Annotated in this window: 14 protein-coding genes; 9 read left to right on the top strand and 5 right to left on the bottom strand. The window is 58.1% G+C overall.

What is annotated here, in order from left to right; translation table 11 throughout:
• Position 1: 1 nt before the first annotated feature.
• Positions 2-1,831: a hypothetical protein gene (locus tag KGA97_RS08480; protein WP_192228006.1), complete on the bottom strand. Its 1,830-nt coding sequence runs from the start codon at positions 1,829-1,831 to the stop codon at positions 2-4.
• A 159-nt stretch (positions 1,832-1,990) separates the two neighbouring features.
• Here KGA97_RS08480 and KGA97_RS08475 point away from each other — a divergent pair, with 159 nt between their 5' ends.
• From KGA97_RS08475 to KGA97_RS08465, 3 genes are all read left to right on the top strand, one after another.
• The gene (locus KGA97_RS08475) at positions 1,991-2,479 is read left to right on the top strand and encodes a TIGR00645 family protein (protein WP_008037914.1); all 489 of its coding nucleotides are present in this window, start codon (positions 1,991-1,993) and stop codon (positions 2,477-2,479) included.
• Positions 2,480-2,705: 226 nt separating this feature from the next.
• Positions 2,706-3,017, top strand: coding sequence for a DUF6482 family protein (locus KGA97_RS08470; protein ID WP_008028846.1), 312 nt, complete (start codon positions 2,706-2,708; stop codon positions 3,015-3,017).
• 122 nt (positions 3,018-3,139) lie between these two features.
• Positions 3,140-3,757, top strand: coding sequence for an FKBP-type peptidyl-prolyl cis-trans isomerase (locus tag KGA97_RS08465; protein WP_008028844.1), 618 nt, complete (start codon positions 3,140-3,142; stop codon positions 3,755-3,757).
• Between the two features lie 115 nt (positions 3,758-3,872).
• Here KGA97_RS08465 and KGA97_RS08460 read toward each other — a convergent pair whose 3' ends face one another.
• From KGA97_RS08460 to KGA97_RS08450, 3 genes are all read right to left on the bottom strand, one after another.
• Positions 3,873-4,130, bottom strand: coding sequence for a hypothetical protein (locus tag KGA97_RS08460; protein WP_008028843.1), 258 nt, complete (start codon positions 4,128-4,130; stop codon positions 3,873-3,875).
• A gap of 206 nt (positions 4,131-4,336) precedes the next feature.
• The gene (locus KGA97_RS08455) at positions 4,337-4,678 is read right to left on the bottom strand and encodes a zinc ribbon domain-containing protein YjdM (RefSeq protein WP_008028840.1); all 342 of its coding nucleotides are present in this window, start codon (positions 4,676-4,678) and stop codon (positions 4,337-4,339) included.
• A gap of 163 nt (positions 4,679-4,841) precedes the next feature.
• Positions 4,842-5,810 carry a polyprenyl synthetase family protein gene (locus tag KGA97_RS08450; protein WP_008028837.1) on the bottom strand — a complete coding sequence of 323 codons (969 nt, stop codon included), beginning with the start codon at positions 5,808-5,810 and terminating at the stop codon, positions 4,842-4,844.
• A gap of 240 nt (positions 5,811-6,050) precedes the next feature.
• Between KGA97_RS08450 and rplU the strand changes: the two genes are divergently transcribed.
• From rplU to KGA97_RS08425, 5 genes are all read left to right on the top strand, one after another.
• Positions 6,051-6,365 (top strand): 50S ribosomal protein L21, encoded by a 315-nt coding sequence (gene rplU, locus KGA97_RS08445; protein WP_003176051.1) that lies wholly within the window; start codon positions 6,051-6,053, stop codon positions 6,363-6,365.
• 34 nt (positions 6,366-6,399) lie between these two features.
• Positions 6,400-6,675, top strand: a complete 276-nt coding sequence (gene rpmA, locus KGA97_RS08440) for a 50S ribosomal protein L27 (protein WP_003215862.1) — start codon at positions 6,400-6,402, stop codon at positions 6,673-6,675.
• Positions 6,676-6,868: 193 nt separating this feature from the next.
• Complete coding sequence (cgtA, locus tag KGA97_RS08435; protein ID WP_223480576.1) at positions 6,869-8,092, top strand: Obg family GTPase CgtA; 1,224 nt, start codon at positions 6,869-6,871, stop codon at positions 8,090-8,092.
• A gap of 137 nt (positions 8,093-8,229) precedes the next feature.
• The gene (gene proB / locus KGA97_RS08430) at positions 8,230-9,348 is read left to right on the top strand and encodes a glutamate 5-kinase (RefSeq protein WP_017340857.1); all 1,119 of its coding nucleotides are present in this window, start codon (positions 8,230-8,232) and stop codon (positions 9,346-9,348) included.
• 12 nt (positions 9,349-9,360) lie between these two features.
• Positions 9,361-9,822, top strand: coding sequence for a CreA family protein (locus KGA97_RS08425; protein ID WP_008028828.1), 462 nt, complete (start codon positions 9,361-9,363; stop codon positions 9,820-9,822).
• A 164-nt stretch (positions 9,823-9,986) separates the two neighbouring features.
• On the opposite strand, the gene rpsT is transcribed toward KGA97_RS08425, so the two are convergent.
• Positions 9,987-10,262 carry a 30S ribosomal protein S20 gene (gene rpsT, locus KGA97_RS08420; protein WP_008028826.1) on the bottom strand — a complete coding sequence of 92 codons (276 nt, stop codon included), beginning with the start codon at positions 10,260-10,262 and terminating at the stop codon, positions 9,987-9,989.
• 252 nt (positions 10,263-10,514) lie between these two features.
• On the opposite strand from rpsT, the gene murJ reads away from it, so the two are divergent.
• Positions 10,515-12,053, top strand: coding sequence for a murein biosynthesis integral membrane protein MurJ (gene murJ, locus KGA97_RS08415; protein ID WP_008037902.1), 1,539 nt, complete (start codon positions 10,515-10,517; stop codon positions 12,051-12,053).
• The last annotated feature ends 90 nt before the right edge of the window (positions 12,054-12,143 follow it).

Below are 12,143 nucleotides of genomic sequence, written 5' to 3'. Positions count from 1 at the left end.
ACTATTGGGCGAGGCTGGACGTATCAGCCTTGTCGAGTTTGACCTCGAATCCATATTGCACCGTGGTGAGATCGGTTCGCTGATAGGTTTCCAGCTGCGCTGGCTGGCCGTAGAAGTAATGCACGCTGAATAACGCCGGGCCCTGCGCACTTGCATCGTGAATGACCGAAAGAATCTCCTTGAGATAGTGGCCGCTGTCGTCCCTGGCGAAAAAGCGCCAGTCCTGGGCGGGGAACAGCTTCAGATCAACCACCAGTGCATTGCCTTTCAGTTCCAGGCCTTTGGGCAGCCGGTCTGTTTCAAGTGTCTGCTTGTCGACGGTGGCCAGGAACAGCGGCATGGAACCCACCGCAAACGCCGGCGTTTGTGCGAACAGGTTCAGGTCATAAGTGATGATGCCGCGCAGGGGATCGACCTGGTAAGCCTCGGGCGGCAGTTCGATCGGCTCGTCGCGTTGACCGCTGCTGTCCTCGGTAAAGAAACTGACCGGGCTATCGCCAGGGCTGAAGGACGTGCCGAGCAGTTCATCGTTGAAGCTTCGGGTGTGATCGAACTCGATGCGCGCCGCGCTCGGGTCGTCCACCGATTGGCGGATGCTGACGCTCTTCTTCAGTTGCTCCTCGCTGAGCGTTGCGCCTTTGAGCCAGGTCGGTGCCTGATCGTCGTACACGACCACGGGTAAAGTCAGTGGCTGGATGGTTTTTGCCGTGGTGTGTTGATCGAAGCGACGGATCGGCAGGTCCAGGTCCTTGCGCGTGACCGTGGCCGCCGAAAAGTCCAGCAGGCTGACTTCAAGGGTCTCGATCGGGCCGTTGAAATACACCTTGGAGTAATGCCTGGTTTGTTGCTTCTCAAACGCGCGTTGTTCTTCATCGAGCTGCCTTTCGAAGGCTTCGCTCCAGCTCTTCTGCTGTTGCATTTTCGCCAGTTGTTTCTGGTAGAAGGCAATTTGCGCGGCGGTTTGGTTGATCGAGCCCGAGCGTGAGAGAAATTGCCCGGTGGCGTCCCTGGCCTGGACGACCGACGGGTTGAAGGGTATCTCGCTGACTTCCGGGGCCAGCGGCGCGCTGTTGCTGAACTCGATTTCGGCGTAGTTGTTTGTCAGCTTCAGCAGCGTGACGCTCAGGTTGTCATTGCTGCGAGTCTGGCCGACGTCTTTTTTGGTCAGGTCGAAGCTATAGAGCCTGCGCGGGGCGATGACTTCGACCTTGCCTTGCAGGCTGACGGGCTGCGGCTGGTTCTTGATTTCCATGCCCAGGCCGTCGATGAAGGGATAAGTCACCGTGAGATCGTCGGGGCTGGTCAGGTTGGAGCTCGACGGACTCAGTTGAATGCCCGGATCGGTTTCCGACCACTCCGGCTGGAACGGGATCACGCGTTTGTTGCTCAAGGTCACTGACTGCCATTCCAGGCCGTGGGGAAAGAGAAACTCGGCCGGAATGTTGAAGTTGAACGGGAACACCGGTTGCAGATCGGTCAGGTAGTCGGAGCTGGAATCCTTGTGCAGCACGAACAGGCCGTTAATGTACGTGTCGACCAGCGCCTGTGGCGTGGGGTAGTGCTTGAGCACGGCGAGGACATCTGCGCCGTACTCGGTTTCCACCGGTTTGCTGTCGAGTTTGAGTTGCGCACGTTCGAGCAGCAGCAGGGAGCCACCGAGTTCGGCCACGGCATCCTTGAGTTTCGGGTCCTGGATCGCGTCGAGAGACGTTTCGAATTGCGCGGTCTTTTCCTCAAGGCTGACCTGGCGTTTGTCATCGTCCGGTGAACAGCCGCTCACCAGCAGGGCCAGACAAATCCCGGCGCTCATTAAAGGCAATCGCACATCCATTTCCCGTCGTCCTGTCCGATGTCGCAGAGGTGTCAATGCTTTGGACACTAGCAGAAAAACCTTGTCACACACGCGCAGGTGGCGGATTTTCCGAGTGTTTCTGGCTGTAACGGGGGGCTGGTATACTCGCGGCCATTTCCAGCCCACGTGTGAGATTCAATGGAACGCTTTATCGAAAATGCAATGTATGCCTCCCGCTGGCTGCTGGCGCCGATCTACTTCGGTCTGTCCCTCGGGCTGCTGGCCCTGGCGCTGAAATTCTTCCAGGAAGTCTTCCACGTCATCCCTAACGTGTTCTCGATGGCCGAATCGGACCTGATTCTGGTGCTGCTGTCGTTGATCGACATGGCGCTGGTGGGCGGTTTGCTGGTGATGGTGATGATTTCCGGCTACGAGAACTTCGTTTCCGAGCTGGATATCGATGACAACAAGGAAAAGCTCAACTGGCTGGGCACCATGGATTCGTCTTCATTGAAGATGAAGGTCGCGGCGTCCATCGTGGCGATTTCGTCGATTCACCTGCTGCGGATCTTCATGGACGCCAAAAACGTCGATCCCGAGCATTTGAAGTGGTACGTGATCATCCACATGACCTTCGTGGTATCGGCGTTTGCCATGGGGTATCTGGATAAACTCACCAAGCACTGATCCTCACCAGGCACTGTAGGAGCGAGGCTTGCCCGCGAAGGCGTCGTGACAGACAACACTTATGTCGACTGACACGACCTCTTCGCGGGCAAGTCGGATCGCCGCACCGCACGCTCCTACATGAACGGTGTGAAACAGACGGGCGGTGGCGTTTATGGCTTGTACTTTGATGCTGTGAGGCCTATGCCTGTATGAATGCTGGCTCGCCACTGCGTGAGGTGCGTTCATGAACTTCGTAGAGTTACGTGCTTATGCCATCGCAGGGAAAGTCGATGAGCTGAACCTGATCTCCATGGAAGGCGGAATCTACCTGTTGGAGGCGCGCATGCACGGGGCCGCCTACCCGTTGAGTGATGCTCACGGCGAGATGGTTCACCTGCGCTCGGTCGAGCATGCGCGTGAAGTGCTGCATAACTTTCCCACCTTGCCATTCAACCTTGTGCATACATCGGTTCACGATGAAATGTGCGGGTTGGGTGCGAGTGCGGGGGAAAGCCTGAAGGTGCCGATTGCCTTCGGTTCTGCCTGGCAGCACTGACACCCCCTCATCAGCGCAACGACATCTGTGCTAGTCTGCTGGCCCTTTTGGTTCCGGGCGTTCCGGGACGCGCTGTGCACGCACGGCAAGTTCCAGGGCCGTCCGCACAGCGGAGCAGTGTCATGTCCGAAGTAAATCTGTCCACCGACGAAACCCGCGTCAGCTACGGCATTGGCCGTCAGTTGGGCGACCAACTGCGCGACAACCCGCCGCCGGGCGTTAGCCTGGACGCAATCCTGGCAGGTCTGACTGACGCTTTCGCCGGTAAGGAAAGCCGTGTAGGTCAGGAAGAAATGTCCGCCAGCTTCAAGGTTATCCGCGAAATCATGCAAGCCGAAGCAGCTGCCAAAGCTGAAGCGGCTGCTGGCGAAGGCCTGGCATTCCTGGCTGAAAACGCCAAGCGCGATGGCATCACCACCCTGGCTTCCGGTCTGCAATTCGAAGTGCTGACCGCCGGTGAAGGCGCCAAGCCGACCCGTGAAGACCAAGTGCGTACTCACTACCACGGCACCCTGATCGACGGCACTGTGTTCGACAGCTCCTACGAGCGCGGTCAGCCTGCAGAATTCCCGGTAGGCGGCGTGATCGCTGGCTGGACCGAAGCCCTGCAACTGATGAACGCTGGCAGCAAATGGCGTCTGTACGTGCCGAGCGAACTGGCTTACGGCGCTCAAGGCGTTGGCAGCATTCCGCCGCACAGCGTACTGGTCTTCGACGTCGAGCTGCTCGACGTTCTGTAAAACATGAGCCTGTAGGAGCGAAGCTTGCTCGCGAATGCATCACCTCGGTTTCAAGTCGGAACCGAGTTGTCGGGTTCGCGGGCAAGCCTCGCTCCTACAGGTTTTGTGGGGTTTCTCATATTTCCAGCTTGTGATGCAGTTCATGCGACGGGCGCAACGCCCGGGCATAGCAGAACAGAAACAGATTGCGCACCAGTTCCTTGAGCACCACCGGCTCGCTGGAACTCAAGCCGTTGACGTCCAGGTCACCCTGATCCTGCAGCTCGTTCAAGGCTTCTTCTTCAAGCACCGCACAGACTTCCCCGGTTTCCCGATGCAGGATCCTGAGGTAGGGGTGTGGGCGGTCCAGCCAGGCATCGATCAAATAAGTCATGGGTCTCATCTCCATTGATTGGTTTCAATGAGAATAATTCTTATTCATCAAATAGCAAGGGCCTATTGGCGGTTTGTGATTTTTTCCGGGTAAAGATTGCGTAAGGTCAAAGCGGCTGGCGTTTGGCTATTGCGAGGAAATACGGGGCGAAGCGGGGGAGGACGAAGCACCATCCCACGCCGGGCGCGGGATGGAATACAGCAGGTTCAGACTTTTCTGACGAACTCGGATTTGAGCTTCATCGGGCCGATGCCGTCGATCTTGCAGTCGATGTCGTGATCGCCATCGCACAAGCGGATGTTCTTGACCTTGGTGCCGACCTTGACCACCAGCGATGTGCCTTTGACCTTGAGGTCCTTGATCACGGTGATGGTGTCGCCGTCTTGCAGGACATTGCCCACCGAATCCTTTTTCACGGCGTCATCGGATGCCGCTTCAGCTTCGCCGCTGGCGGACCATTCGTGGGCGCACTCCGGGCAGATCAGCTGCGCGCCGTCTTCATAGGTGTATTCGGAATTGCATTTCGGGCAGGGTGGCAACGTGCTCACTAAAGCTCCTTGGATTCAGGATCGCTAAAAAGCGCACATTATATAGGGTTTTAGCCGGGAGGGGGGCTGTAGGAGCCGGCTTGCTGGCGATCCAGTCGCCGCGGTGCTCCAGAAGCACCGCGGTGATGCAATCGCCAGCAAGCCGGCTCCTACGAAAAGCAGATCAGTGAGTGCGGGCGACCGCGAATTCACTCAGCTCGACCAATGCATCGCGGTATTCGCTGGCGGGCAGCGCGTCGAGGCATTTGATCGCACGGGCCACGTAGTCGCGGGCCAGTTGCGCGGTGTACTCAAGCGAACCGGAAGCATCAACGGCCTCGCGAATGCTTTCCAGGTCCTCGATGCCACCTTTCTGGATCGCCTTGCGCACCAGGGCAGCCTGCTCCGGCGTGCCTTCGCGCATGGTGTAGATCAGCGGCAGGGTCGGCTTGCCTTCGGCCAGATCGTCACCGACGTTCTTGCCCAGGGTCTCTGCGTCACCTTTGTAGTCCAGCAGGTCGTCGACCAACTGGAAGGCTACGCCCAGGTGATCGCCAAACGTGCGCAGGGCTTCAGCCTGTTCCGGCGTGGCTTCGCAGAGGGCGGCGGCGCTGTGGGTCGAAGCCTCGAAAAGCATCGCGGTCTTGCCACGGATGACTTCCATGTAGGTTTCTTCGGTAGTGCTCGCGTCACGAACCTTGGACAGCTGCAACACTTCGCCTTCGGCGATGATGCGCGTGGCTTGCGAAAGGATCTTCATCACCGGCATGGAGCCCAGTTCGACCATCATTTCGAAGGAGCGCGAGTACAGGAAGTCGCCCACCAGCACGCTTGGCGCGTTGCCCCACATGGCGTTGGCAGTCGAGCGGCCGCGGCGCATGCCGGACATGTCGACCACGTCGTCGTGCAGCAGGGTGGCGGTGTGCAGGAACTCGATGGTCGCGGCCAGCAGACGCAGGTCGTCGCCTTCGCGGCCAAGGGCCTTGCCACACAGCAGCACTAATAAAGGACGCAGGCGTTTACCACCGGCCGAGGTAATGTAATCGCCGATTTTCGATACCAGCGGCACTCGGGAAGTCAGCTGCTTCTTGATGATGCCGTCGACGGCGCTAAAATCGTCCGCCACCGCGCGGTAGAAAGCTTGGGGTTGCATCAGCGACAGTCGCTCCAGAAGGGTTGCGCGGCATGCTAGGACCCACGTCGGCGGGTGTCAAGGCGCGATGGACGGCCTCTTGCAACGCCACGGCAGCTTGCGTACAATCGCGCACCCTGAACTTCCTGGGCAGCACCTGCCTTACGCAATTGCAAACTGGCCTTCCAGCCATATGCAGCCATGCCAGCCAATACCTCTTCTTATAAAGAGCTGGGTGAGCAGGATTATCGGAGAAATACCATGTCGTACGCAGTAATTGTTACTGGTGGCAAGCAATACAAGGTCGCCCCAGGTGAATACCTGAAGATCGAAAAACTGGAAATCGCTACCGGCGAATCCGTTACTTTTGATCGCGTTCTGTTGGTCGCCAATGGCGATGACGTGAACATCGGCGCTCCAGTTGTTGCTGGCGCTACCGTTGTGGCTGAAGTGATCTCCCAAGGTCGTCACGATAAAGTCCGCATCATCAAGTTCCGTCGTCGTAAGCACCACATGAAGCGTATGGGCCACCGCCAGTGGTACACCGAGATCAAAATCACCGGTATTCAGGCTTAATTTCAGCCTAATTCCTCACTAGGAGAATTGACTCATGGCACACAAAAAAGCTGGTGGTAGTACCCGTAACGGTCGCGACTCAGAAGCCAAACGCCTTGGCGTGAAGATGTATGGCGGCCAGGTTATCATTCCGGGCAACATCATCGTGCGTCAGCGCGGCACCCAATTCCACGCCGGTTACGGTGTTGGCATGGGTAAAGATCACACTCTGTTCGCTAAAATCGACGGCGTGATCAAGTTTGAAGTAAAAGGCGCTTTCAACCGCCGTTACGTGAGCATTGTCCCGAAGACTGAAGTCGTCGCGGCATAATTACGTAGATGCTGGAAAAGCCCTGTCTCGCGACGGGGCTTTTTCGTTTGTGGGGTGAGTCTCTTGCAAAGCTGTTTGTAATGAGCTCCAGCGCTGGATTTGCGGTCGTTGATTGAGGTCGCTGCGCTCATTTTTGCAAGAGTCTTATGTCTGGATTTTTTCGGCTCGTCCGTATGGCGAGAGGCGTTTTGTTATGAAGTTTGTTGATGAAGTATCGATTCGAGTAAAGGCCGGTGACGGCGGCAACGGTTGCATGAGCTTCCGTCGCGAGAAATTCATCGAAAACGGCGGCCCGAACGGCGGCGACGGTGGTGATGGCGGCTCGGTCTACATGATCGCCGACGAAAACCTCAACACCCTGGTGGACTACCGTTACACCCGGCACTTCGATGCCGAGCGCGGTTCCAACGGCGGCAGCACCGACTGCACCGGTAAGAAGGGTGAAGAGCTGGTACTGCGTGTGCCGGTCGGCACCACAGTCATCGACGCTGCCACTCAGGAAGTGATCGGCGACCTGACCAAAGCCGGTCAAAAGCTGCTGGTGGCCCATGGCGGCTGGCACGGTCTGGGTAACACCCGTTTCAAATCCAGTACCAACCGCGCTCCGCGTCAGACCACTCCGGGTAAGCCGGGTGAAGCGCGTGACCTGAAGCTGGAAATGAAGGTGTTGGCGGACGTTGGTCTGCTGGGTTTGCCAAATGCTGGCAAAAGTACCTTCATTCGCTCGGTATCGGCCGCCAAGCCGAAAGTCGCCGACTACCCGTTCACCACGCTGGTGCCGAACCTGGGTGTGGTCAGTGTCGATCGCTGGAAAAGTTTCGTGGTTGCGGACATTCCGGGCCTGATCGAAGGTGCCTCTGACGGCGCTGGCCTGGGGATTCGTTTCCTCAAGCACTTGGCGCGTACCCGTTTGCTGCTGCACCTCGTGGACATGGCACCACTGGATGACACCAGCGCCCCGGATGCGGCCGAAGTGATTGTCAGCGAGCTGACCAAGTTCAGCCCGTCCCTGGCTGAGCGTGATCGCTGGCTGGTACTGAACAAATGCGACCAGATCCTTGAAGAAGAGCACGATGCTCGCGTCAAGGAAATCGTTGATCGCCTGGAGTGGACCGGTCCGGTTTACGTGATCTCCGCCATCTCCAAGCTCGGTACCGAGCGTCTTTGCCACGACATCATGCGTTACATGGAAGATCGTGCTGACCGTCTGGCGAACGATCCGGCCTACAAGGAAGAGCTGGCCGAGCTCGATCAGCGCATCGAAGACGAAGCGCGCGCTCAGTTGCAGGCCCTGGATGACCAGCGTGCCCTGCGTCGCAGCGGCGTGAAGTCGGTCCATGACATCGGTGACGATGATTGGGATGAAGAAGATGTGGATGACGAAGACGGTCCGGAAATCATTTACGTGCGTGACTGATCTGTTGCGATAAACTTGAACGCCGCTCCCTGGAGCGGCGTTTTAGTATCTGGAAATCGATTGTTGGTAACAAATAGCCACGATTAACGTCACGGGCAGCGCTGGGTCGTGCTGCCCTCAAGCTAAGGTTGAAGATGATGCGGAGCAAGGTGACAGGTGCGCAGCGTTGGGTCGTGAAAATCGGCAGCGCGTTGCTGACGGCGGACGGCAAGGGCCTGGATCGCGCGGCAATGGGTGTCTGGGTTGAACAGATGGTGGCCTTGCATGAGGCGGGCGTCGAGCTGGTGCTGGTGTCCTCCGGGGCGGTGGCAGCGGGCATGAGCCGTCTGGGCTGGACCGTGCGACCCAGTGCGATGCACGAATTGCAGGCTGCTGCCGCCATCGGTCAGATGGGTCTGGTTCAGGCGTGGGAGTCGAGCTTTGCCGAGCATGGCCGGCACACTGCGCAGATTCTTCTGACTCATGACGATCTGTCCGACCGCAAGCGCTACTTGAATGCCCGCAGCACCTTGCGTGCCTTGGTCGAGTTGAAAGTGATCCCGGTGATCAACGAAAACGACACCGTGGTCACCGACGAAATCCGTTTCGGCGACAACGATACGCTTGCGGCGCTGGTGGCCAACCTGGTCGAGGCTGATTTGCTGGTGATCCTGACGGATCGCGACGGCATGTTCGACGCCGATCCGCGCAACAATCCCGATGCCAAGCTGATTTACGAAGCGCGCGCTGATGATCCGGCGCTGGATGCAGTGGCGGGCGGTACCGGTGGTGCGTTGGGTCGTGGCGGCATGCAGACCAAGTTGCGTGCGGCGCGCCTGGCGGCCCGTTCAGGTGCGCACACCATCATCGTCGGTGGGCGCCTTGAGCGTGTGCTGGATCGCCTGAAGGCCGGCGAGCGCATCGGCACCTTGCTGTCGCCGGAGCGCGGCATGCTGGCGGCGCGCAAGCAATGGCTGGCCGGGCATCTGCAAACTCGCGGCACGCTGGTGCTGGATGCCGGTGCGGTGACGGCCTTGTCCCAAGGCAATAAAAGTCTGCTGCCGGTGGGTGTCAAGCTGGTTCAGGGCAGCTTCCGTCGCGGTGAAATGGTGGTGTGCGTCGCGCCGGACGGTCGTGAAATCGCCCGTGGCCTGGCCAACTACAGCGCGCTGGAAGCACAAAAAATCATCGGTCAGTCGTCTGAGGCGATTGTAGGTCTGTTGGGTTACATGGCGGAGCCGGAACTGGTTCACCGCGATAACCTGATCCTGGTCTGAAGGAATATTTGAATGCGCGTGGCAAAAGGATTGTTGGGCCTGCTGTTGGCAATGCCGCTGCTGGCTTCGGCCGAGGAGATTGGTCAGGTGTCGACGGTGTTCAAGTTCGTCGGCCCGAACGACCGCATCGTCGTTGAGGCATTTGATGATCCGAAGGTCGAAGGCGTGACCTGCTACCTGTCCCGAGCCAAGACGGGCGGTGTGAAGGGTGGTTTGGGTCTGGCTGAAGATCGAGCGGAAGCGTCCATTGCGTGCCGTCAGGTCGGTCCGATCAACTTCAAGGGTGAGTTGAAGGATGGCGAAGAGGTGTTCAAGGAGCGTACGTCGCTAGTCTTCAAGACCATGCAGGTGGTGCGTTTCCTCGACAAGAAGCGCAATACGCTGGTGTATCTGGTGTACAGCGATCGCTTGATTGAGGGTAGTCCGCAGAATGCGGTGACGGCGATTCCTATCCTGCCTTGGGCTCATCAGTGATCTGAAGACCGCTATCGCCAGCAAGCTGGCTCCTACAAGGATTGCGCAATACCTGTAGGAGCTGGCTTGCTGGCGATCAGTTTCAATGGGGTCTCAGGCGTGCAACACAATTCGCAGGCAATAAAAAACCGACCCTGAGGTCGGTTTTTTAACAAGCGTGTTACTTAGGCAGCAGCAAGGTTCAGAGCCTTGACGTGGCCATTCAGGCGGCTCTTATGGCGAGCAGCCTTGTTCTTGTGGATGATGCCTTTATCGGCCATACGGTCGATAACTGGCACGGCCAGAACGTAAGCAGCTTGAGCTTTTTCAGCGTCTTTTGCGTCGATGGCTTTAACTACATTCTTGATGTAGGTACGAACCATGGAACGCAGGCTGGCGTTGTGGCTGCGACGCTTCTCAGCCTGTTTTGCACGTTTTTTGGCGGAAGGTGTGTTGGCCACCGTCGAGCTCCTCGAAAGACTTTTTAGGAAATAGCAAACAAAATAGGCCGCGAATCATGCCGATGAGTTGATGTCTTGTCAAGGGCGGTTGAGACGTTCCGCTAAGTGGTAGGTATAAAGAGGCGGGATATTTATTTCCGGCGCTTGACCTGTAAACTCGCGAGCTTTGGCTCTGTGCTGCTGCGGCGCGGAGTATCGCATAAGTGGGCGCTTTGTTCGCCTGCTGTTTATCGACAGGCACAAACTCTTTCAATGAATCTGCTCAAATCGTTGGCCGCCGTCAGCTCTATCACGATGCTTTCCCGGATTCTGGGGTTCGTCCGTGACACCCTCATTGCGCGTATTTTTGGTGCGGGAATGGCCACCGACGCCTTCTTTATCGCCTTCAAACTGCCCAATCTGCTGCGCCGGATCTTCGCCGAGGGGGCGTTTTCCCAGGCGTTTGTGCCGATTCTCGCTGAATATAAAAGTCAGCAAGGCGAAGAGGCGACGCGAACCTTTATTGCCTACGTCTCCGGACTGCTGACCCTGGCGCTGGCAGTGGTCACTGCGTTGGGCATGCTCGCTGCGCCGTGGGTCATCTGGGTGACCGCGCCCGGTTTCACCGATACCCCGGAAAAATTCGAGCTGACCTCCAGCCTGTTGCGGGTGACATTCCCTTATATATTGCTGATCTCCCTGTCTTCATTGGCCGGGGCGATCCTCAACACCTATAACCGCTTCTCGGTGCCGGCCTTCGTGCCGACCTTGCTCAACGTCAGCATGATCATCTTTGCGGTGTTCCTGACACCGTATTTCGATCCGCCGGTCATGGCGCTGGGTTGGGCGGTGCTGGCGGGTGGTCTGGCACAGTTGCTCTATCAACTGCCGCACCTGAAAAAGATCGGCATGCTGGTGCTGCCACGCCTGAACCTGCGTGATAGTGGCGTGTGGCGGGTCATGAAACAGATGCTGCCGGCGATTCTCGGCGTTTCGGTGAGCCAGATTTCGCTGATCATCAACACCATTTTTGCCTCGTTCCTGGTCGCCGGTTCGGTGTCGTGGATGTATTACGCCGACCGACTGATGGAATTGCCGTCCGGCGTGCTGGGTGTGGCGCTGGGCACGATCCTGTTGCCGACCCTGGCCAAGACCTACGCCAGCAAGGATCGCGCAGAGTATTCGCGGATTCTCGATTGGGGGCTGCGCCTGTGCTTTGTGCTGGTGCTGCCGTGCTCGCTGGCCTTGGGGATTCTGGCTGAGCCGCTGACGGTCTCACTGTTTCAATACGGCCAGTTCAACGCCTTCGATGCGTCCATGACTCAGCGCGCGCTCATTGCGTATTCGGTCGGGTTGCTTGGGATTATCGTGATCAAAGTGCTGGCGCCGGGCTTTTATGCGCAACAAAACATTCGCACGCCGGTGAAAATCGCAATTTTCACCCTGGTGGTTACCCAGTTGTTCAACCTGGTGCTGATCGGGCCGCTGGCCCATGCCGGTCTGGCTCTGGCGATCAGCGCCGGTGCCTGCCTTAACGCCGGGCTGCTGTTCTATCAGCTGCGCAAACAGCAGATGTATCAGCCGCAGCCGGGCTGGGCGAAGTTCGGTGCCAAACTGGTGGTAGCGGTCACGGTGATGTCCGCGGTGTTGCTGGCCGGGATGCATTTCATGCCGGCCTGGGATCAGGGCCACATGCTTGAGCGATTCCTGCGTCTGGGCGCGCTGGTAGGGGCTGGCGTGGTCTCGTATTTCGGCATGTTGCTGTTGATGGGCTTCCGTTTGCGCGACTTCAATCGCAAGGCGCTGAACTGAGGCTTTTGCTTCGATAAACACGGGCGGGCCGGCGGTTTTGTCGGTTCGATCACTTTGGGTTACGGTGTTGCCTGTCGTCGGCCGCCGGGT

It is taken from the genome of Pseudomonas sp. BF-B-15, assembly GCF_019946675.1.
Classification (GTDB): Bacteria; Pseudomonadota; Gammaproteobacteria; order Pseudomonadales; family Pseudomonadaceae; genus Aquipseudomonas; species Aquipseudomonas migulae.
The sequence above is the reverse complement of the archived record's forward strand: the minus strand, read 5'-3'. Positions and strand labels throughout refer to the sequence as shown.

Bases quoted from the DNA above. Each gene is read 5' to 3' on its own strand.
- KGA97_RS08475 (WP_008037914.1), top strand. From the start codon at position 1,991: ATGGAACGCTTTATCGAAAATGCAATGTATGCCTCCCGCTGGCTGCTG.
- KGA97_RS08470 (WP_008028846.1), top strand. From the start codon at position 2,706: ATGAACTTCGTAGAGTTACGTGCTTATGCCATCGCAGGGAAAGTCGAT.
- KGA97_RS08460 (WP_008028843.1), bottom strand. From the start codon at position 4,130: ATGACTTATTTGATCGATGCCTGGCTGGACCGCCCACACCCCTACCTC.
- KGA97_RS08425 (WP_008028828.1), top strand. From the start codon at position 9,361: ATGCGCGTGGCAAAAGGATTGTTGGGCCTGCTGTTGGCAATGCCGCTG.
- KGA97_RS08465 (WP_008028844.1), top strand. From the start codon at position 3,140: ATGTCCGAAGTAAATCTGTCCACCGACGAAACCCGCGTCAGCTACGGC.
- cgtA (WP_223480576.1), top strand. From the start codon at position 6,869: ATGAAGTTTGTTGATGAAGTATCGATTCGAGTAAAGGCCGGTGACGGC.
- proB (WP_017340857.1), top strand. From the start codon at position 8,230: ATGCGGAGCAAGGTGACAGGTGCGCAGCGTTGGGTCGTGAAAATCGGC.
- rplU (WP_003176051.1), top strand. From the start codon at position 6,051: ATGTCGTACGCAGTAATTGTTACTGGTGGCAAGCAATACAAGGTCGCC.
- KGA97_RS08480 (WP_192228006.1), bottom strand. From the start codon at position 1,831: ATGGATGTGCGATTGCCTTTAATGAGCGCCGGGATTTGTCTGGCCCTG.
- rpmA (WP_003215862.1), top strand. From the start codon at position 6,400: ATGGCACACAAAAAAGCTGGTGGTAGTACCCGTAACGGTCGCGACTCA.
- murJ (WP_008037902.1), top strand. From the start codon at position 10,515: ATGAATCTGCTCAAATCGTTGGCCGCCGTCAGCTCTATCACGATGCTT.
- KGA97_RS08450 (WP_008028837.1), bottom strand. From the start codon at position 5,810: ATGCAACCCCAAGCTTTCTACCGCGCGGTGGCGGACGATTTTAGCGCC.